The following is a 20875-nucleotide window of genomic DNA, read 5'->3' as shown; positions in this document are numbered from 1 at the left end:
CCGGCGCCTTCGCTTGCCGATCTTGGTGCGGTGAACTACTCACGATCCGTCAATGCCTGCTTGAGGTATCCCCATAGCCTGCGGGCGACAACAATGCCAGTTCGCGACGAATCGTCGCCTCGAATCCGGCCTGGTGCCCGACCCGAGCCGAGGCGGCCGCAGATAGACGCAGGAACCGTTGCGGATCGTCGGCGAGGCCGCTGATCGCATCAGCCATCGCAGCGACCGCCTCCGCGGGAACGAGCACCCCACACTGGTTGTCCATGAACTCGTGCACGGCCGCAACCGCATGACTGATTGGCACCAGCCCTGAGCTCATCGCCTCATCACGGCTCACACCCTGCGAGTCCCAGCGTGTCGGCGACAGAAAGATGCCGTGTCGCATGTGCAGCTCGCCGATCTCCCGTTGCGTGACGAAGCGCTGAATCATTTCGACGTTGGCATAGGTGCCCAATGCAGCGCGAGCGGATTCGAACTCCTCGCCGTCGCCGACGATGGTGATGCGGTATCGCTCGAAGCCTGGCCGCCTTGCAAGCTCCAAGATCCCGGCAATTAGCAAATCGTTGGCGTACTTGCGGCTCACGAACGGTCGAATGGCCAACAGGTTGAAGCGCTGCTCCGGCGACTTGGCGCGGTACGGGAACAACTCCGCGTCGACAAAGTTGTGAATGATTGAGTGACGCACCGTCGACAGGTCGAGGCCGAGATCCTCTGCTACTTCGCCCGCGAAATGCTTCGACACGAAGACTAGATCAAGGTTGGGATGCGGGTGTGCCAGCACTTCCTGCCAGAACGTGACCCGCTGTTCGCTGAGCTTTTTCTGGCGCTCGACCTCGGCTTCGTCCATGCGTTCGAACTCGAAGGCGCGCCGCTGCCAGCTCTGGACTTCGGCTCCGTGCATCCAGACGGTCACACGAACGCGGTCAATGTGACGCTGTAGGACTTCCCACATCTGCCGGTCCATCAGGTGGACCAGGACGTGATCACAGCTGCCACTGGACAGGGCAAGATCGAGTAGATCGCGGTCGCCGTGGATGACGTCGACGTCCTCGAACTCCCTGAAGGAGCAGGGCTCGTCGGGGCTGAATCGGAACACGTCCGTCAGCATGCGGGCGCGTGCATATGCCCGGACGCGGCTATGCACGAAGCCGTACTTGTAGAGATCATCGTAGCTGGGGTATTGCTTCAGCAGGACGAGCTTGTGCGCCGTTCCGACCAGCACTGTCGGTCGTTCGCGAAGATCCGCGAGCACTAGCTTTGCAATGCGCAGCGTGCCGTGCCCGACGATGCGCAGGCCCACGCGCATGAAGCTGCAGCGCGCCGGGATCGGCAGGGAGAACGCCTCGCCGGCCTTGTTCATCGCGTGGCCAACCTTCTGCTGCTTCTCGTCCAGGAACTCGAACACGGTGCGCACTTCGAGCGACTCAGCGTGAGTGCACAGCAGCTGGAAGCGGCTGTTCATCTCCAGGTTGAGTTCGGCGCGCGTGAACACGCGGTCGAGATAGACGTAGCGATGCTTGCCCTCGGGTACCGCAACATCAAGCTTCAGCTCGCCGTCGGCCAGCGTTGCACCGCTGTTGCCGGGCAGCAATTCGGCCAGTTGCTCGGCCGACAAGCCAGGCGTGGACGCGGCATCCGTGCCTGCGTCGGGTTGGGTTGCTGCTGCAATGCGTTCGGCGCGTGGCAGCAGCTCGCGGGTGGCGTCGAGGCCGACGCGCAGGCCTGGCAGATCGTCAACTGCTTGGCGGATCGCGGCTGCCGGTGCGCAGCCGGTACCCATCGCATAGTTGAACTCGTCGATGGCAATCAGGCCCTCGCCTTCGAGCGTGGCAGCGTCGAGCGTGTCGGCGTCACGGATGTCCAGCGCCTGGAAGCGTGCCCGCTTCAATACCCCGGCGCGAACGGGCAGTCGCTCCGTGCTGCGGTAGGCGAGTTCGCCGTCGACCAGGGCAACACCGTCTGCCGTGGCGCGGAAGTGAGCTGCCTTGCCGATCGCCTGGGCCTCGCAGTAGCTCGTGGCCTGGTGAAGGTCGAGCAGGTAGTTCGGGCCGTGATAGTCAGCGACGCTCAGCGGGGCAATCCAGTCGGCGCCCGCGTAGGCCGGCAGCGCGCCGAGCGCGGCGACGTCACGCACGTGCTGGATCCGTTCGCCGAGCAGATCGACCGGCACGACAGGACCAACCAGGGCGAGCGTCACGCCCTCGAGGGACTGATGCTGCCAGTCCACCGCCAGCGCGCGGGCTTCATCGGCATTGCGAGGGAACGCGACGGCGCATAGCGTCGCGGGCTGCGCCGCCAACCCAGGGCCGCCAAGCTTCTCGGCAATGTAGGCGAGCCGGTGGGCATAGGTGTGCTGGGCCATCACCTTTCGCAGCCCTGCGAGACGGAACTTTCTCAGCGTGACGTCGTCGCTCAGCGTCGCGAGGCGGCGGCGGATTTCGCTCGACGCGTCGGACGACACGACGAGGTCGCCGAACATCAGCCGCATGCCGCGCGAGAAGTTGCTCACCACGACCGTGTTGCTGGCCAGCAGCTCGAACACCCGTCGCGCAAACATCGTCTGCGACTGCTTGATGGTGTTCATGTTGATGCCGTAGCGGTAGCCCTTGTAGGCCTTGTCGATCTGGTCGAAAGGCAGGCTGCCCACGATGTAGGGCTGGTACTCCGGCGGAAACTCGTAGTGCGGATGCGCCTTGCCGAAATTGCGGTCGAAGATCTCTACGGGCTTGAGCTCCTTCACCACGTCGAGAAGGCTGCGGAAGTCGCGCTGGCGTTCGGGGTACTTGAGGTAGTACGAGCCGGCGAAGCAGAACGCGTCATCGCGCGGGAACCGCTCGATCGGGTTGTGCGAGGCCGGCTGGGCGGCGAATGGAAGCAGGTAGACGCGGTCGTGGCCGACCTCTCGCTTGTAGCGCGCGATGCAGTCGATGTCGGTCGTGAAGACGTAGTCGACCGATCGGGCCACATGAAGGAAACCGCCGAAGTGGACCGGATCTTCCTTGTTCCAGAACACTGTTGGCACCCGCTGCGCCTGAGCCCAGGCAATGAGCGCGGCGAGTTCCTCGGAGGGATTGCTGATCTTCAGTGACCAGTCGCCCTCAGCCCCACGCCAGGCCGATTCGATGAACACGAGGTCGGGCCGGAACTCGTCGACCTGCGAGCGCCATTCGGCGATGCGCAAGGGCCGCAACTCGCACTCGGATGCGAACGAGTGGTGCGTGAACTCATCCATGATGGCTGCGACGCGCAGGCCCTTGAGCGTTTCCGGTAGCCGGGGCAGGGTGGCGGGCTCGGGCGTGGCCTCGGGCAACGTCACGCGCGCGGCCGCGCCGGGCGCCGCTCCCTTGGCAACGGCGGCGCGTGCGGAAGACACCGACCGCCGCATGCTTGGAGACGGCGGTGCCAGCGATGCAGGCGCGTTGCCTTCGGCCTGCGATGCGCGCCGCTCGCGTCGTCTCCTGACGTCGCGATAGATGCGCAGCAGTCGCATCGGCAGGCGCACCGCACCACCCACGGAGCGGCCGGCGGCGACCAGGGCCTGGCCGACCTGGAATGCCGCAGTTTCGCGAGTGCGTTCCAGGCGTTCGGTCAGCGCGGCTTCGCGTCGTTCAGTGGCGGCCAGGCGGACTTCGCGAACTTCAACCGTGCGGGTGAGCTTCTGGGTCGCGAGCTTGGATTGATCGAGCGCACGCTGCAGCGTCTTGGCGCGCTCCTCGAGCTTCTGTACGTCGGCAACAGCCTTTTGCGCGAGTGTGAGTTCGGCCTGCACGGCTGCGTGGCTGACTTGCGCGGCGGACAGGCGCGCTTGAAGGTCATCGGTCTGCTCGCGCAGGCGGCGCTGCTCCTCGGCGAGTCGCTGCTCGGTCGCCTGCAGCTGGCTTGCAAGTGTGCTGAGGCGCTCGTGTGCGTCGCGTTCCCCGCGTTGGGCCGCCTGCAAGGCGCTTTCAATTTCGCGTTCGCGGGTCTGCGCATTCGTCAACGACAGTCGCGCCTCCTGCTCCTTGGCCTGCGCGGCCGACAGTGCTGCTCGGGCCTCGCGCTCCTTTTCCTGCGCCTGTGACATGCGCAGCCGGATCTCGCGGAGCAGTTGATTCGACTTGTAGTCGTTCTGTGCCGATTTGGCCTGGAGGTGTTGCAGCCGCTGCTCCACGCTTAGTCGCTCGGCGGGAATGAACAAATGCGTCGGCGTCGCGTTGAAGGTGTCCCAGTAGGTGTAGTTGAGCGCGGCCATCCACCGCGACATGCGCCGGTAGTGCGCCTCCGTGCCGCATTCCACATAGACGAGCGGGCGGTCACGTTCTAGCAGCGAACGGCCCCCTTCGAGAACGTCGATCTCCATGCCCTCGACGTCCAGCTTGATCACGTCGACCCGCTGGCCGAACGAGAAGCTGTCGAGCATGCTCACTTTCAGCTCGCCCTCGCCCAGGGCAAGGTGCTGCCCACCGAGGTTCTCCGGTGTGTCCACGCCGAAGCGCGCCATGCCGGCGCTGCGGCCAAGTCCGGTCTCGTGCAGCTGCACCTGGCCGACGAGCCCGTTGAGCTCGATGCTTTCGCGCAGGGCCGCGCACAACTGAGGATTCGGCTCGAACGATTCCACCCGACACCCGGCCACCGCCGCGAGAAACAGCGTGTGATTGCCGATGTTGGCGCCGATGTCCAGCACCAGGCCACCGCGCGCGACGCGGCTGCGGATGTCTTCGAGCATTTCCTGCTCGTAGGGCGTGCGATCGGTGGCCAGCTTCTTCTGGATGTAGTCGGTGCCGGCGTGCGGCAGCACGATGCGATACGGGCGCTCGTCGACCGACAGTTCGAGCACGAGCGGCGCAGCGGGTGCGGGCTGCGTCGAGACCGGGCGCTGGGTGATGCTCATCGGGTGGAGGCGGTGGTCACTTCAGGACGCCGACCGCGTCGACAGCCGACTGCTGCGGGCGCAGGCGTGCCGCGAGTCCCTGGAACTCGCGGTGGGCCACGAGGACGACGACGACATCGGCCTCGGAGAGTGCCTGGTCTAGATCGGTCAGCCTGGCTGCCGCCAGCGTGCGCGGCAGACTCGTGACGTTGGGCTCGACCACCAACAGCCTGGCGGAGGTCGAATTGAGCAGGTTCTCGGCGATATGAAGCGCCGGACTTTCGCGGAGGTCGTCGATGTTGGGTTTGAACGCGAGGCCCAGTACGGCGATGCGCAGGTCGGATGCGGAACCGGTCCCCTCGGCGGCGAGGCGGTCGCGAACCGCCTGCGCGACTTTTTCGAGCACCCAGGCAGGCTTGCCGTCGTTGACTTCGCGGGCCGTCCTGATGAGCCGGGCCTCGTCGGGCGTCTTGTCGACGATGAACCACGGGTCGACGGCGATGCAATGCCCACCGACGCCGGCACCCGGCTGCAGGATGTTGACCCGCGGATGCCGGTTGGCCAGGCGGATCAGTTCCCAGGCATCGATGCCGAGCTTGTCGCAGATGATCGATAGCTCGTTGGCGAAGGCGATGTTGACGTCGCGAAACGAGTTCTCCGTCAGCTTGCACATTTCGGCTGTACGCGCGTTGGTGACGAGCAGGTCCCCCTTTACGAAGGTCCTGTACAGCGCGACGGCGCGCTCGGAGCATTGCGCGGTCAGGCCCCCCACGATGCGGTCGTTCTCCACGAGTTCGCGCACGACGTGGCCAGGCAGTACGCGTTCGGGGCAATAGGCCACGTTGACGTCAATCCGGTCGGCACCTGGCGTCGGGAAACGCAGGTCGGGTCGTGCTGCGGCGAGCCACTGCACCATCTGCTCGGTCGTCCCAACGGGCGAAGTCGACTCCAGCACAACGAGGTTTCCCTTGCGCAACACCGGTGCAATGGATTCCGCCGCCGCCTTCACGTAGCTGACATCCGGTTCGTGATCCCCCTGGAACGGCGTCGGAACGGCAATCAAGAACGCGTCGGCCGGTTCGGGCCGAGTCGTTGCGCGAAGGAATCCCTCGGTGACGGCGCTGTGCACGATCATGTCGAGTTCGGGCTCGATAATGTGGATGCGACCCTGGTTGATGGTATCGACCGCATGCTGATTGATATCGATGCCGACAACCTTCGTGCGCCGCGCCGCGAACATCGCCGCGGTCGGCAGGCCGATGTAGCCGAGCCCGATCATCGAGACCGTGGAAAAGGTTTCCGCTTGATTCGTTGGATTCATGGGGTTCAGCGCCAACCGGCGTTCAGCTGCGCAGCGACAGCAGGCTTTGCACGATGCGATCGCACGCCCGGCCGTCGCCGTAGGGATTGTGGGCAAACGCCATGCGCTCGTACTCGGCAAGATCATCGAGCAGCAGGCTCACGCCATCGGTGATCGAGGCTTCGTCGGTGCCGACCAGACGCGCGGTACCGGCAGCAATGGCTTCGGGTCGTTCGGTCGTGTCGCGCATCACGAGCACCGGCTTGCCGAGCGCTGGAGCTTCTTCCTGGATGCCGCCCGAGTCGGTCAGGATCACAGTGGCGCGGGTCATCAGGTATACGAACGGCAGGTAGTCCTGCGGGTCGATCAGGTGCACATTCTCGATACCTGACAAGAGTCGACCAACGGGCTCGCGCACGTTCGGATTGAGGTGGACGGGGTAAACGAGGTCCATGTCTGGGTATCGTTGCGCGAGCTTGGCAATGGCCCGGCAGATGCGTTGGAAACCATCGCCGAAGTTCTCGCGGCGGTGGCCGGTAATGAGCAGCAGCCGCGCGCCGGTACGCAGGAACGGGAAGCGCTGCGCGAGCGCAGCACTCATCTCGGGCGATGCGTCGAGCTTGGCTCGCACGCTCATCAGCGCGTCGATCACCGTGTTGCCCGTGACGACGATATGCCCGGGGGAGACGTTTTCCTTCAGCAGATTGTCGCGCGAGGCCTCCGTCGGGGCGAAGTGGAACCGCGCCAGCGCGCCGGTCAACTTGCGGTTGGCTTCCTCCGGCCACGGTGAGTGCAGGTTGCCTGTGCGCAGACCCGCCTCCACGTGGCCGACTGGAATGCGCTGATAGAACGCCGCGAGCGTGGCCGCAAAGGTCGTGGTGGTATCGCCATGGACCAGCACAACGTCGGGCCGCTCGTTTTCGTAGACGGCACGGATCGTCTGCAGGATCTCGCTCGTGATCGAGTAGAGGTCCTGGCCGGGTCGCATCACGTTGAGGTCATGGTCGGGCCGGATTTCGAACAGCTCGAGCACCTGATCGAGCATTTGCCGATGCTGGGCCGTGACGCAGAGGCGACTCTCGATCTGAGGCGTGGACTCGAGATGCTTGACCAGCGGAGCCATCTTGATGGCTTCTGGTCGAGTCCCGAAGACTGTCAGAACTTTCATTTTCTCCCTGTAGGCAGGTCGGCGCAGCTGCGCCGGATTGTCTCAAATGACGAAAGGGCCGCCGACGCGGCCCTTTCGTTCATCGGGCAAAGGATCAAAGGTCGAACAGGACCTTCGCCGCGACGGCGATCTGGTAAATGATCTGGGTGATGCCGCGCGTGATCTCGACGCTCTTGGTCTCGATCTTTGGCAGCACCATCAGTTCATCGCCTGGGGCCAGTGCCACCTGAGTGCCCATGACTACGGTGCCGTCCTGGCGCACGACGAGCACCTTGGCCTTGTCGGCACCCTGGGTGTAACCGCCCGAACGGGCGATGTAGTCGTCGACCGAGGCGCGGGCGTCGAACACCAAGGCCGTGGGCATCAGGACCTCACCGCTGACGAGGACGAGATTGCTCTGGGCTGGAATGCGCAGCACATCGCCGTCTTCCAGGAGCGTGTTCCCAACATCGCCGTTCTGTCCGAGGATGACTTGTCCGCGTGGCTGGACTTGTCGGGCGCGGTCGATGAACTCGAGGATTTGCTGGCCTTCGCGGCTGCGCAGGGCCGCCTCCTCGCTCGTCGCCGAACGAGCCGTGAGTGCATAGGTTTCCAGACTGCGTAGCGACGCCTCGATCAAATCCTTCTGGCGGGTCGCGACCGACTTGCGAAACAGCTGGATCGCCTCCAGGCGCGACTGCGGCGCGGGCCTGATGCGGGCCAGCGCGTCCTTCAAGTGCGAACCGTAGGGCAAGACCAGCGTGCGCTCGCCGAGATGAGAGCCTTCGATGCGCACGAGGATGGTTCCCGGGTACTTGTCGCTGGTCACAGTCACCTCGTCGCCGTCCTGGATCGTGACGGCGGCGGCTTCGCTGATGGCGTGGTATTCGCTGCGGTGATCCGCGCCGAGCTTGCGCACGACACTGAGGTGGGTTGCGCCCGGACGGGGGCGGGCGACCGCGAGGAGTTCCTCACCTGTCACCGCGGGGCGCCCGAACTCGAAGATGTAAGGGTTCAGCACCTCGCCGCCGACCGTGACCGTGAACTTGCGCGGTGCGACGACGAGCGTATCGCCGTCGTGCAGTTGCAGGCTCTCGATGCGGCCGTTGAGCAGGAAGTCGTACAGGTTAACCTTGGCGTACGGCTTGCCGGCGCGCAGCACGTCAACCTCGACATAGCTGCCTCGGTCGGGATCAATTCCGCCGGCGCGGTCGAGGTAAGCGATCACCGAATCGGACGAGAGGCCGCCGTAGAGTCCGGGCGCGCGCACGAAGCCCGTGACGTAGATCTTGACTGGCTGGGCCGCTTCGAGCGTGGCATAGACGCCGACGCTTGCGCGATAGGTCTTCTTGACCTGGATTTCTATGATGCCGTTCAGATCGGCGTTACGCACGCCGAGGACGTTGACGGGCCCAACATTGGGAACGAAGACGTTGCCTTGCGCATCGACCACCTGCGTGGCTTCAAAATTGAACGCACCCCACATGCGGACGCTGATGCGATCGCCGACGGCGATCTGCTGGTCCGGGTTGAAGCCGCTGAATGCTGTGGCCGCGAAGCGACCCGAGAACATCTGCGAGCCGAACATCAGCGGCTTGAGCGAGGTGGCCGGATCGGGAGGCAGCGGCTGTGGGTTCATGCCCGGAACCACTGCCGCCCCGGCGGTTCCCTGAGCGGCGCGCGCGCGGGCCTCGGCGTCAATGAGGGCCTTGGGATCCCGCACTGGCTGTGTCGTGGGGATCTCGGTCATACCGCGAGGGCTGGTGCCATACGGGTAGCTGCCGGTGCTGTTCGTTATCTGCGCCGAAACGGGCAGGCCGAACATTGATCCGACCGCGAGAATCAGCGCGGCCAGGGCGCGAACTCGCATGGCGGGCGAACGTGGGGTGGCATGCGGACTCATGGCGTCAGTCTTGATGTTCGCGGATGGTGGCCAAGATCAGCCGGGCCACGGCATACAGCAGCAGGCAGGCCACGGTGAGCGTGGCCAAGTTGTAGAGGCGGCGGGGGTAGGCCGCGCTCTGCGGCAGCGTGGGCGGCTCAATCACGGAGAGGGTCTTGAGCTTGCGCGTCGCCTCGATGCGCGCGTTTTCCACCGCCGCGAGCGAGAGCTTGTAGGCGTCGAGCGCGAACTCGGCTTGTAACTCGAGCGCCTTGAAATCGACCGCGAGTTCACCCAGGCGGTCGCCCTTCTTGCCGCTGGCCGTGGCGCGCTCGCGCTCGGACTCCAGTTGAGACCTGAGCGCGGCGATCTGAGCCTTGAGCGCGCGCACTTGGTAGGCGTCCTCGTTGAGGAAGGCGCGCAGGCCGCCGAGCTCGGCCTCCGACTTGGTGATCTGCGTTTGTAGTTCAGCCGTGACGTAACCGCTGGCGCGCGCTTGGATCGTGGGATCCAGAAAGCGGTTCTTGGCCTGGAACTTGAGCACGTCTTCCTTGGCCTGCTGGAGTCGCTCGCCCGCCAACTTGAGCTCGCCTTCGGCGAACGAAAGCTTCTCCCGCGCAAGCTTGTGCGAGAGCTCGTTCACGAATCGCTCGCTCTCCTCGAGAATGGCCTGGTTGACGCGGTGTGCGAAATCCGCATCGAACCCCTGCACGCGCACCGTGAGCGTCGAAGAGAGGTCGTCGAGCACAACGTCAACGCGCTGGCGGTAATACTCGAGGAACTCCTCCTGATTCGCCTCTGGCGACAGGTGCACGGCCAGGTCGAGTCGGCGCTGCGAGAAGTGCTTTCGCAACTGGAGCCGCTCCTCGAGCTTGGTGAGAAGTGCGAGCGAGTGGATGTACTGCTTCAGGTAGAGGGTGTCCTCGCGCGACTGCGGATTGATCCCTGCGAGCAGCAGTGCCGCGCCCGGAATGGCGCTGCCGTCGTTGCCGGCGCGCTGCAGCGCGACGGTGGCCTCGCTGACGTAGCGCGCGGATGCAATCAGGCCGTAGTACACGATGCCCAGCGCCACGGGGATTGCCAGCAAAGCAATCTTCAAGCGCCGTGGCGTGAGCGCCTTGAGTTGGTTCATGCGATTCGTTGCTTTCTTTTCGGGTGTTCCTGCATGTACGCGGCGATGCCCTCGGAAACGTCCTCGTACAGCGTTGCTTGCCCTTTGTCGACGAACACGACCACGTCGCAGTACTTGCGAATGTCGGTCATGCTGTGCGAGACGAGGATCAGGTTCGATTTGGCGAGCCGATCCCGAATGACGGTCTGGCTTTTTGACTTGAACTGCGCGTCGCCGACGGCCATTACCTCATCGATCAAGTAGTAGTCGAACTCGAAGGCCATGCTCAGCCCGAATGCGACTCGCGATCGCATGCCGCTGGAATATGAGCGCACGGGCAAGTCGAAGTACTCTCCGATCTCGGCGAACTCCTCGACGAAGGCAATCTTTCGGCGCATTTCAGCGCCGGTGGCGCCGTAGATGCGGCAGACGAACTGTGCGTTCTGGCGAGCACTGAGCGAGCCCTGGAAGCCGCCGCCCAGGCCGACCGGCCAGGAGATGTTGGCGTCGGTGATGACCGAACCTTCATTCGGCGAATCAATGCCGCCCAGCAGGCGCATCAAGGTCGACTTGCCCGCACCGTTGCGGCCAATCAGTCCGATATTCACCCGGTCGGGAAACACAAAGTTCAGGTTCCTGAAGACATACCGTCGTCCCTTGGGCGACGGATACCACTTCGTCAAGTTGCGCAGCTCGATCATGCTGGTCCTGGCGCCTAGCCCTGCGCGATTAGCTGTTGTCTATTCACGCGGTAAAGGCTGAGACCCAACGCGGAAAGGATCAGGATGACCTTGAGCGGAAAGAAAAGATTCACACCCGGCATCGGGCGATAACTCTCGATGAAGAAGCCGCGCGAAGATTCAATCAGATGAAGAACAGGATTCCAGAGCAGGTACTGCCTTATTTCTCCAGGCAAGTTGTGGACTGCGAAGATGACTCCGGAACTGATATACAAAGGCAGGAATATCAGGCCGACGATCGAGCGGGCCTTGGGACGGTCGAAAGTCACGACGGCCAACACGAGTCCTAGACTCATGCCCATCAGAACCAACATCAGCAGAACGCCCATCAGTTCCAGCGGCGCCCACGGCAACCAATGGAAACCGGCCCAGCCTAGACCCGACAGCGTGATGACATAGACGGCCGAATACAGCAGCGTCTCCACCAGCGCCCGCGCGAACAAGGTATCTATCGGCTTAACCTGTCGATAGGAGAACAGCCCCTTGTTTGCGCCGATGGCGTCCGCAAGTCGCAGCGTGACGTTGCGAAAAATGAAGAACGGCAGCAGGCCGGTCACTAGGAACACCGGAAACTCGACCGTGGTCGATGCGGTGTGGCGCAGGAACCCGAACAAGGTCAGGATAAAGAGCACATGGGCCAGTGGCTCGAACAACAGCCAGATTGCGCCCAGCCAGCGGCCCTCGATGCGGGTGCGCAACTCCCGGATGAACAGAGCCAACAGCACGGCCCGCTGGATCTTCAGCGGGCTGCGCTTTCGGGTTGGAGCAGTCGAGGCGATGGCAGACATGTCTGGACGGTCGGCAGCCCGCTATTGTGCTTGACGCCCGCTGACGCTTCGTGCCGGTGACCTAGTGCCTCAGTCGAATGCTGGAACTTCCGCCAGAGTTGGAGCGGCGGAGTCCTTCGATGACAGGCGCGGGATCGATGCGCCCAGCGGCCAGCGGATTCCGATTGCCGGATCGTCCCAGCGAATGCTGGCCTCGAAGGCCGGCGTATAGAAGTCGGTCAGCTTGTAGAGGAAATCGGCGCTGTCGCTCAGGACCAGGAAGCCGTGCGCGAAACCCGGCGGAATCCAGAGCTGGCGGTGATTTTCCTCGCTGAGCTCGACGCCGGTCCAGTGACCGAAGCTCGGACTCGAGCGGCGCACGTCCACGGCTACATCAAACACTCGTCCCTGCGACACGCGTACCAGCTTGCCCTGCGCGCGCGGCGCCCGCTGGAAATGCAGTCCCCGCAGCACGCCCCGCGTAGACCGCGAGTGGTTGTCCTGAACGAACTCAATGTGCTGTCCCAAGGCTTCATCCAGCACATGTTGGTTGAAGCTCTCCAGGAAGTAGCCGCGTTCATCGCGAAACACGGTGGGCTCGAGGATCAGTACCTCGGACAGGGTGGTCGGGATCACCTTCACTTGGCCGCCGAATCGTTGAGTAACTGAATCAGGTAACGGCCGTAGCCGTTCTTGATCATCGGTTGAGCCAGCGCCTCGAGCTGCATGGCGTCGATCCAGCCCGATCTGAAGGCAACTTCTTCGGGGCAGGCGACCTTCAGGCCCTGGCGCTTCTCGAGCGTGGCGATGAACTGGCTGGCATCGAGCAAGCTGTCGTGGGTGCCGGTGTCGAGCCATGCGAAGCCACGGCCCATGATCTCCACGTTCAGCTGACGCTGGGCGAGATAGTGCGCGTTGACGTCAGTGATCTCCAGCTCGCCGCGCTTCGACGGGCGCAGCGACGCGGAGATGTCGCAAACCTGTTCGTCGTAGAAATAGAGGCCGGTGACTGCATGGTGGCTCTGCGGTGTCTTGGGCTTCTCCTCGATGCTGACTGCCTGTTGTTGCTTGTCGAACGTGACCACGCCGTAACGCTCGGGGTCTTGCACGCGATAGGCAAACACGGTGGCCCCGGCGGCGCGCGAGGCGGCGCTCTGCAACAGTCCTTGCAGACCGTGTCCGTAGAAGAGGTTGTCGCCGAGTACCAGGGCGCTCGGGTGCCCGCCGATGAAGTCGCGCCCGAGGATAAAGGCCTGCGCAAGGCCGTCCGGGCTTGGCTGCACGCAGTAGTGCAAACTGAGGCCCCAGCTCGAACCGTCGCCCAGCAGCGCCTGAAAGCGCGGAGTGTCTTGTGGCGTGCTGATCACGAGGATGTCGCGGATGCCAGCCAGCATCAAGGTGCTCAGCGGGTAATAGATCATTGGCTTGTCGTAGACAGGCAGCAGCTGCTTGCTGATCGACAGCGTGGCCGGGTGCAGGCGCGTGCCTGATCCACCGGCCAGAATGATGCCTCTTCGTTGCATGGTGTCTGCCTCCCTTGGCTCAGCGCGCCAGCAGTTCGTCGAGCAGTCGCTCCATCCCACGCTGCCAGTGGGGCAAGTTCAGCCCGAATGTCGTCCGAAAGCGGCTCGTGTCAAGACGCGAGTTGGCCGGGCGCCTGGCCGCTGTGGAGAAGGCCTCCGAATGAACGGCTTCAATGGCGTTGGCGGCGACTAGGATCGGTGCACCGGCAGCGCGAGCGTGTTCGATCACGAAGGTGGCGAGCGCATGCCAGCTCGTCTCGCCGCCGGCAGCGACGTGATAGAGACCGCACAGATCGGGCCGCCGCAGCACGGTGCTCAGGGCATGAGCCGTGACGTCGGCCAGCAGTTCAGCACTGGTTGGAGCACCGAACTGGTCGTCGACGACGGTCAGCCGGTCCCGCTCGGCGGCCAGCCGCAGCATTGTCTTCGGGAAGTTGCTCCCTCGCGCTGAGTAGACCCAGCTGGTGCGAAGCATCAAGTGGCGGCAGCCACTTGCGCGGACCAGCGTCTCGCCTTCGAGCTTGGTGCGTCCGTATGCATTGAGCGGGGCAGTGCTCGCCGACTCGTCCCGCGGCGTATTGCCGCTACCGTCGAGCACGTAGTCGCTGCTGTAGTGAACGAGGATGGCGTCAATGGCTGCGCATTCGCGCGCCAACGCGCCGGGCGTCAGCGCGTTGACCGCGCGGGCCAGCTCCGGCTCGCTCTCCGCGCGATCGACGGCCGTGTAGGCTGCGGCGTTGACCACAATCCGGGGGCGCTGCGACTTGACGAGCGCGGCCAGCTGATCGGGCCGACTGAAGTCGGCGACGTGGCGCTCGGCCGTGACGATGTCGCCGAGCGGGGCCAGGGAACGCTGCAGTTCCCATCCCAGTTGGCCACGGTGACCAAGCAGCAGCAGCTTCATGCCGTGTGGTCACCTCGGCCTGCGTAGTTGGCGGCAAGCCAGTCCCGGTAGGCGCCGCTCTGGACGTCGGCCACCCACTCGGCGTTCGCTAGATACCACTGCACGGTCTTGCGCAGTCCGGTCTCGAAGGTTTCGGTGGGACGCCAACCGAGCTCGCGCTCGATCTTGCCGGCATCGATGGCGTAGCGTCGATCATGGCCGGGTCGGTCTGCCACATGGGTGATGAGTCGGGCGTACGGGCCGCTCGGGTCCGGCCGCAGTTCGTCGAGCAGCGCGCAGATGTGCCGGACGATGTCAATGTTTGTCTGCTCGTTCCGTCCCCCGATGTTGTAGGTCTCGCCGGCGCTACCACGTGCAAGTACCTCTCGAATCGCACTGCAGTGATCCTTGACGTAGAGCCAGTCGCGCACTTGCAGGCCATCGCCGTAAACAGGGAGAGGCTTGCCGGCCAATGCCCTGACGATCATGAGTGGGATGAGCTTCTCCGGGAAGTGCAGCGGGCCATAGTTGTTGGAGCAGTTGGTCGTAACGACAGGGAGCCCATACGTGTGATACCAGGCCCTGACCAGGTGATCACTGGCGGCCTTGCTGGCGGCATAAGGGCTGTTGGGCTCATACGCGTGCCGTTCGGTGAAGGGGGAGGCGTCCGGATCAAGCGAGCCGTAGACCTCGTCCGTGCTCACGTGGTGGAACCGGAAGAGCCGCTGCTCATGTTCGGGCAAGCGCGACCAATACGCCCGAGCCGCCTCCAGCAGCGCAAACGTGCCTTCAATGTTGGTCCTGATGAACGCGGACGGACCTTGTATCGATCGGTCGACATGGCTCTCCGCCGCCAGATGAACGATGGCGCGCGGCCGATGATCAGCCAGCAGGCGATCGATCAACATTCGATCGCAGATATCGCCGCGCACGAAAGTGTGGCGGGTGTCATGCCGCAGCGGTTCGAGGTTGCGCAGATTGCCCGCGTAAGTCAGCGCATCAAGATTGACGACTGGCTCGCCCACATGTGCCAGCCAGTCAAGCACGAAGTTGCTGCCGATGAAGCCGGCACCGCCGGTGACCAGAATCAAGTCAATGACTCCGAAGTGCCCTCACTGCGGCCATAGTTGTCCTCGAATCTCAGGATGTCATCTTCTCCAAGGTAGCTGCCCGACTGGACCTCAATGATCTCGAGTGGGGTCTTGCCCGGATTCGCCAGACGATGCTTCTCGCCCAGCGGGATGTAGGTGCTCTGGTTCTCCGTGACAAGCAGCTTGTGATCGCCGCATGTCACCTCGGCCGTCCCCCGCACCACCACCCAATGTTCGGCGCGATGGTGGTGCATTTGCAGGCTGAGCGAGGCGCCCGGACTGACCATGATTCGCTTGACTTGGAAGCGCGGTCCGGCGTCGATGCTGTCGTACCAACCCCAGGGGCGGTGCACACGGCGATGCAGGTCGACTTCGGCGCGTGCGGCGCGCTGCAGCTTGGCGACAACGTGCCTGACATCTTGGCTGCGTGCGCGATCTGCTACGAGTACTGCGTCAGGCGTCTCGATCACTACGACGTTGTCGAGCCCCACTGCGCCGACGAGCCGGCTCGTGGCATGGATGTAGGTGTTGCGGCTGTCCTCGATGATTGCGTCGCCGTGAGAGGCGTTGCCCTGCGCGTCGTGATCGCAGACCTGCCAGACGGCGTCCCAGGCGCCGAGGTCGCTCCAGCCGGCGTCCAGGGCGACCAGCTTGACGCTGAAGCCCGCCTTCGGATTGCGCGGACACGCCTCCATTACGGCGTAGTCGATCGACTCGGAAGGGATGGTCGCGAACGCAGCGCGATCCGGCCGCACGAAGCTGGCGTCGACGCCGCGACTCGCCCATGCAGAACGCGTCGTTGCGGCGATATCGGGACGGAAGCGTTCGAGTGCCGCCATCCACGTCGAGGCCTTGAGCACGAAGATGCCACTGTTCCATGCGTAACCGCCCTCGGCAAGGTAGCGTTGCGCCGTAGCGAGGTCCGGCTTTTCGACGAAGGCGCTCACTTGGCGCGCAATTCCTTCGCCCTCGCTGAGGATGTAACCAAACCCGGTTTCCGGCCGATCAGGTACGACGCCAAGCGTCACGATGCTACCTTTCGACGCGGCATCAACGGCCACGAGCAGCGCATCAACGAATCGATCTAGGTCGGTGACGATGTGGTCGGCTGGGCTAACCACGAGAATCGGATCGCCGCCGTCATCGAGCGCGGCCAGCGCAGCGAGTGTGAGTGCCGGCGCCGTGTTGCGCCCCAGCGGCTCCAGCAGAAGCCGCGCGTCGGCGATGCCGATCTCGCGCAGCTGCTCGAGCACCATGAAGCGGTGCTCCTCGTTGCCGACAATCAGAGGCGCACCTAATGCTCTTCCCCGATCCTTGAGTGACAGGATGCGCAGCAAGGCTTGCTGAAAAAGTGTGTGAGGTCCACGAAGCGCCAGAAACTGCTTCGGATAGAGCGCTCTGCTGAGCGGCCACAAGCGGGTCCCGGAACCGCCTGCAAGAACGACGGGAACAACGGTGATCGGAACTGACATTGGCACCAAGGGCTTCGTTTAACCGGCAAACGGCCACTATACCGGTGCGCAGGTCGCGGAAAGATGGACGAGGGGGACTGACTACACTGGCCGAATGCTCCTGTTCTTGGTGTCCTTTTGTGCGGCTGCCGCGATGGCCCTGATCATCGTGCGCTCCTCGCGCCGCCATGGCCGGTTCTCCGGCGACCACGACTTGTCGGGGCCGCAAAAGTTTCACGCACGCCCGGTGCCGCGCGTTGGCGGCTTGGCGGTTGTCCTTGGGTTGGCATGCGCTTTCGTGGTTGACGACTCCAATTGGCTGCGCCAGCGCAGCTTCGATGCCATGGCGCTGACGCTGCTGGCCTGTGGACTTCCCGCGCTGCTGATGGGCTTTGCGGAGGACCTTACCAAGCGCGTGCGCCCGCTGTGGCGACTGCTGGCTGCAGCCGTCTCCGGTGCACTGGGTGTATGGGCACTCGATGCGACGATTGCACGAACCGACCTCTGGGGGCTCGACGCGCTCGCCGCTAGCTCCGTTGGTGCAGCGCTCTTGGCCGTGTTCGTGGTCGCGGGGATTGCCAATGCCGTAAACATCATTGACGGCTTCAATGGCCTTGCCTCGATGTGCGTGATGCTGATGTTGTTGGCGATCGCCTACGTCGCGTATGAGGTTGGCGATCATTCGATCGTGCTGCTCGGGTTGGTTGGCGTCGGCGCAACCCTTGGCTTCTTCATCTGGAACTTTCCGGCCGGACTGATTTTCTTGGGCGACGGCGGCGCCTACTTCCTTGGCTTCTACGTTGCCGAGCTCGGCATATTGCTGATAAGCCGCAATCCGCGTGTGTCGCCGCTATTCCCCTTGTTGCTGTCGATCTATCCGGTGTTCGAAACGCTGTTCTCGATGTACCGGCGTCGGGTACTAAAGGGCCGGGCGGTTGGCATGCCGGACGGAGTCCACCTGCACAGTCTTGTCTATCGTCGCCTGCTGCGGTGGGCCGTTGGCCGCGAGGATGCCAAGGCTCTGACGCAACGCAGCTCGATGACTGCCCCCTATCTGTGGTTGTTGTGCATGATGTCCGTGGTTCCTGCTGTTGTCTTCTGGGACAACTCCCGCGTGCTCGGCTGCTTCATCGTTCTGTTCGGCGTCACCTACGTCGTCCTCTATGCCCGCATCGTGCGCTTCAAGACCCCGCGCGCCTTGATCGTTCGCCGCTGAGGCCTGCGCCGACCGGGCTTCCGGCTCTGCGGCGATAATCCCCGCATGTCCGAATCCGCAACGGCCGCCCCGGCGGCCGCCTCCGGCGCAGAGGTTCAAGCTGCGCCCCCCTCCCGTTTCGACACCCTCGCGCTCGATCCCAAGCTGCTGCGCGCGGTGGCCGACTCCGGTTACCTCACGATGACGCCGATCCAGGCCAAGGCGATTCCGATCGTCTTGGAGGGGCGCGACGTCATGGGTGCCGCGCAGACCGGCACCGGCAAGACCGCCGCGTTCTCGCTGCCGCTGCTGCAGCGCATGCTCAAGCACGAGAGCAACTCGGTGTCGCCCGCGCGCCACCCGGTGCGTGCGCTCGTGCTGGCACCCACGCGCGAGCTGGCCGACCAGGTCGCCAACAACGTCAGGGCCTACGCCAAGCACACGCTGCTGCGTTCCACCGTGGTGTTCGGCGGCATCGACATGAAGCCGCAGACCGCCGAGCTCAAGCGCGGCGTCGAGGTGCTGATCGCCACGCCGGGCCGGCTGCTGGATCACATCGAGGCCAAGAACTGCAGCCTGAGCCAGGTCGAGTACGTGGTGCTCGACGAGGCCGACCGCATGCTCGACATCGGCTTCCTGCCGGATCTGCAGCGCATCCTGAGCTACCTGCCCAAGCAGCGCCAGACGTTGCTGTTCTCGGCCACGTTCTCGCCCGAGATCAAGCGCCTGGCGCAGAGCTACCTGCAGGATCCCGTGCTGGTCGAGGTGGCGCGGCCCAACGCCACCGCAGCGACCGTCGAGCAGCGCTTCTTCAACGTCGACGACGACGACAAGCGCCGCGCCGTGCGCCAGATCCTGCGCGATCGCGAGCTCTCGCAGGCCATCGTGTTCGTCAACTCCAAGCTGGGCGCGGCTCGCCTGGCCCGCTCGTTCGAGCGCGACGGCCTCAAGACCAACGCGCTGCACGGCGACAAATCGCAAGACGAGCGCCTGAAGTCGCTGGCCGCGTTCAAGGCCGGCGAGGTCGAGCTGCTGGTCGCCACCGACGTGGCCGCGCGCGGCCTCGACATCGCCGACCTTCCGGCGGTGTTCAACTTCGACGTGCCGTTCAACGCGGAAGACTATGTCCACCGCATCGGCCGCACCGGACGTGCCGGCGCCTCGGGGTTGGCGATCACGCTGGTCACGCGCAACGACGCGCGCCAGATGGCCGAGATCGAAAAGCTCATCAAGAAGAAGATCGAGGTCGAGCCCTTCGAGCTCGAGGACGACCGCCCGCGCCGTCGTCCGCGCCTCGACGACGACGCGCCGCGCGAGCGCCGCGATTCGCGCGAGGCACGCACCGACTTCGCGCCGCGTCGCGCCGCGCCGGTCGACCCGTTCTTCGATCGTCCTTATGAAGAGCCTGCGGCCGACGCGGCGCCGAGCTGGGAGAAGGCCGAGGTCAAGCCGGCTGCCGGCCTGTCCCGCTACATCAAGCCCAAGCGCAAGGTTGCCGCGCTGCTGGGCGGCGGCAGCTCCTGAGCGCTGCCGGCCCGTCGGTCAGGCCAGCAGCAGGAACACCGCCGGCCGTTGTGCCGGCCAGTCGATTGGCGGCGCTGTTCGCCAGCGCGCCACCGTGTCGGTGCGGCTGAAGCCGCCTTCCAGCGTGAGTCCGCAGCTGACCGACAGCTGCGTCGCCGGCGATAGCCCGGCCAGCAGCGCCTGCCACAGGGCCGCGTTGCGGTAGGGCGTCTCGATCAGGACCTGCGTCTGCGCCAGCTTGCGCGAGACCTGCTCGAGCTCGCGCAGCCGCTGGGCCAGCGCGGCGCTGTCTTGAGGCACATAGCCCACGAACGCGAAGCTTTGCCCGTTGAGTCCGCTGGCGGCCAGTGCCAGCGTGATCGAGCTCGGGCCGGACAGCGCGCGCACCGGGATGCCCCGCCGATGGGCCCGTGCGACGAGCGCGGCACCCGGGTCCGCAACGCCTGGTAGCCCCGCTTCCGACACCAGGCCGAGATCATGTCCGGCCAGCGCGGGCGCGAGCAGCGCATCGAGCATGGCGCCGTCGTCGGTCGCTGCGCGTGCGCCCTTGGGCGGGCGCGGCAGCTCTTTCAAGTCGAGCGCCTGCAGCGGCTGCGACAGCGGCACGAGCGCGCCGATGCGCTTGAGCATCGCCCGCGTGCTCTTGGCGTTCTCGCACACCCAGTGGCCGAGGCCGGCGGCTGTCTCGATCACGGCTTGCGGCAGCACGCTGCGCAGGTCGGGCGCCTCGTCGGGCCCGCTCCAGGTGCCGAGATCCAGGGTGTTGGGCACCAGCAGCAGCGTGCCCGGGCGCGGCGCGACGGCGTTCATCCGCGTCGAACCGGGTCGATGCCGGCCTGGCGCAGCAGTTCGCAGGTGGCGATCAGCGGCAGGCCGACCAGCGCCGTCGGATCGTCGGACGTGATCGCCTCCAGCAAGGCGATGCCCAGCGTCTCGCTCTTGGCGCTGCCGGCGCAGTCGTAAGGTTGTTCGAGGCGCAGGTAGGTCTCGATCTCGTCGTCGTCCAGGGCGCGAAAGCGCACCTGCACCGGCACGCGCCGCAGTGCCTCGAAGCCCGTGGACGCATTGACCACGGCCACCGCGGTCTGGAACACGACCGTGCGGCCGCGCATGCTGCGCAGCTGCTCGACCGCGCGTTCGTGCGTGCCGGGCTTGCCGATCGCCTGGCCGTCGAGGTCGGCCACCTGGTCGGAGCCGATCACCACGGCACCCGGGTGCCGCATCGCGACCTCGCGCGCCTTCTCCAGCGCGAGCCGTTCGGCGAGCGCGGCCGGCGCCTCGCCGGGTTGCGCGGTTTCGTCGACCGCCGGGCGGTCGACATCGAAGGGCAGGCGAAGGCGCTCGAGCAGCTCGCGGCGGTAGCGCGAAGTCGAGCCGAGCACGAGGCGGGGCGAAGAGGCTGACATGGCGGC

At 64.9% G+C, this 20875-nt stretch carries 16 protein-coding genes; 2 read left to right on the top strand and 14 right to left on the bottom strand.

Going from position 1 to position 20875, the window contains the following annotated elements; genetic code table 11:
- Positions 1 to 49 precede the first annotated feature (49 nt).
- From ACO2TI_RS08690 to ACO2TI_RS08635, 12 genes are all read right to left on the bottom strand, one after another.
- Complete coding sequence (locus tag ACO2TI_RS08690; RefSeq protein WP_423283615.1) at positions 50 to 4870, bottom strand: FkbM family methyltransferase; 4821 nt, start codon at positions 4868 to 4870, stop codon at positions 50 to 52.
- 16 nt (positions 4871 to 4886) lie between these two features.
- Positions 4887 to 6170, bottom strand: coding sequence for a UDP-N-acetyl-D-mannosamine dehydrogenase (wecC, locus tag ACO2TI_RS08685; RefSeq protein WP_423283614.1), 1284 nt, complete (start codon positions 6168 to 6170; stop codon positions 4887 to 4889).
- A gap of 22 nt (positions 6171 to 6192) precedes the next feature.
- Positions 6193 to 7317 carry a non-hydrolyzing UDP-N-acetylglucosamine 2-epimerase gene (gene wecB / locus ACO2TI_RS08680; RefSeq protein WP_423283612.1) on the bottom strand — a complete coding sequence of 375 codons (1125 nt, stop codon included), beginning with the start codon at positions 7315 to 7317 and terminating at the stop codon, positions 6193 to 6195.
- 94 nt (positions 7318 to 7411) lie between these two features.
- Complete coding sequence (locus ACO2TI_RS08675) at positions 7412 to 9199, bottom strand: polysaccharide biosynthesis/export family protein (protein ID WP_423283610.1); 1788 nt, start codon at positions 9197 to 9199, stop codon at positions 7412 to 7414.
- Positions 9200 to 9203: 4 nt separating this feature from the next.
- The gene (locus ACO2TI_RS08670; protein WP_423283608.1) at positions 9204 to 10310 is read right to left on the bottom strand and encodes a capsular biosynthesis protein; all 1107 of its coding nucleotides are present in this window, start codon (positions 10308 to 10310) and stop codon (positions 9204 to 9206) included.
- Complete coding sequence (locus ACO2TI_RS08665; protein WP_423283606.1) at positions 10307 to 10990, bottom strand: ABC transporter ATP-binding protein; 684 nt, start codon at positions 10988 to 10990, stop codon at positions 10307 to 10309. The genes ACO2TI_RS08670 and ACO2TI_RS08665 overlap by 4 nt, the downstream gene beginning before the upstream one ends.
- A gap of 14 nt (positions 10991 to 11004) precedes the next feature.
- Positions 11005 to 11817, bottom strand: coding sequence for an ABC transporter permease (locus ACO2TI_RS08660; protein ID WP_423283604.1), 813 nt, complete (start codon positions 11815 to 11817; stop codon positions 11005 to 11007).
- A gap of 69 nt (positions 11818 to 11886) precedes the next feature.
- The gene (gene rfbC, locus ACO2TI_RS08655; protein ID WP_423283602.1) at positions 11887 to 12438 is read right to left on the bottom strand and encodes a dTDP-4-dehydrorhamnose 3,5-epimerase; all 552 of its coding nucleotides are present in this window, start codon (positions 12436 to 12438) and stop codon (positions 11887 to 11889) included.
- The gene (gene rfbA, locus ACO2TI_RS08650) at positions 12435 to 13319 is read right to left on the bottom strand and encodes a glucose-1-phosphate thymidylyltransferase RfbA (protein ID WP_423283600.1); all 885 of its coding nucleotides are present in this window, start codon (positions 13317 to 13319) and stop codon (positions 12435 to 12437) included. Before rfbA ends, rfbC begins: the two co-directional genes overlap by 4 nt.
- 19 nt (positions 13320 to 13338) lie before the next feature.
- Positions 13339 to 14223: a dTDP-4-dehydrorhamnose reductase gene (gene rfbD, locus ACO2TI_RS08645; RefSeq protein WP_423283598.1), complete on the bottom strand. Its 885-nt coding sequence runs from the start codon at positions 14221 to 14223 to the stop codon at positions 13339 to 13341.
- Positions 14220 to 15293: a dTDP-glucose 4,6-dehydratase gene (gene rfbB / locus ACO2TI_RS08640; RefSeq protein ID WP_423283596.1), complete on the bottom strand. Its 1074-nt coding sequence runs from the start codon at positions 15291 to 15293 to the stop codon at positions 14220 to 14222. Before rfbB ends, rfbD begins: the two co-directional genes overlap by 4 nt.
- Positions 15290 to 16765 carry a mannose-1-phosphate guanylyltransferase/mannose-6-phosphate isomerase gene (locus ACO2TI_RS08635; protein ID WP_423283594.1) on the bottom strand — a complete coding sequence of 492 codons (1476 nt, stop codon included), beginning with the start codon at positions 16763 to 16765 and terminating at the stop codon, positions 15290 to 15292. The genes rfbB and ACO2TI_RS08635 overlap by 4 nt, the downstream gene beginning before the upstream one ends.
- Before the next feature lie 94 nt (positions 16766 to 16859).
- Here ACO2TI_RS08635 and ACO2TI_RS08630 point away from each other — a divergent pair, with 94 nt between their 5' ends.
- Positions 16860 to 17960, top strand: a complete 1101-nt coding sequence (locus ACO2TI_RS08630; RefSeq protein WP_423283592.1) for an MraY family glycosyltransferase — start codon at positions 16860 to 16862, stop codon at positions 17958 to 17960.
- A gap of 45 nt (positions 17961 to 18005) precedes the next feature.
- Positions 18006 to 19463 carry a DEAD/DEAH box helicase gene (locus ACO2TI_RS08625; RefSeq protein WP_423283590.1) on the top strand — a complete coding sequence of 486 codons (1458 nt, stop codon included), beginning with the start codon at positions 18006 to 18008 and terminating at the stop codon, positions 19461 to 19463.
- A gap of 18 nt (positions 19464 to 19481) precedes the next feature.
- Here the strand turns inward: ACO2TI_RS08625 and ACO2TI_RS08620 are convergent, their stop codons facing one another.
- Complete coding sequence (locus ACO2TI_RS08620) at positions 19482 to 20273, bottom strand: SAM-dependent methyltransferase (protein ID WP_423283588.1); 792 nt, start codon at positions 20271 to 20273, stop codon at positions 19482 to 19484.
- Positions 20270 to 20869 carry a Maf family nucleotide pyrophosphatase gene (locus ACO2TI_RS08615; RefSeq protein WP_423283586.1) on the bottom strand — a complete coding sequence of 200 codons (600 nt, stop codon included), beginning with the start codon at positions 20867 to 20869 and terminating at the stop codon, positions 20270 to 20272. The genes ACO2TI_RS08620 and ACO2TI_RS08615 overlap by 4 nt, the downstream gene beginning before the upstream one ends.
- Positions 20870 to 20875: the final 6 nt, after the last annotated feature.

This window comes from Caldimonas sp. KR1-144, assembly GCF_049446155.1.
GTDB lineage: Bacteria > Pseudomonadota > Gammaproteobacteria > Burkholderiales > Burkholderiaceae_C > Rivibacter.
The sequence above is the reverse complement of the archived record's forward strand: the minus strand, read 5'-3'. Positions and strand labels throughout refer to the sequence as shown.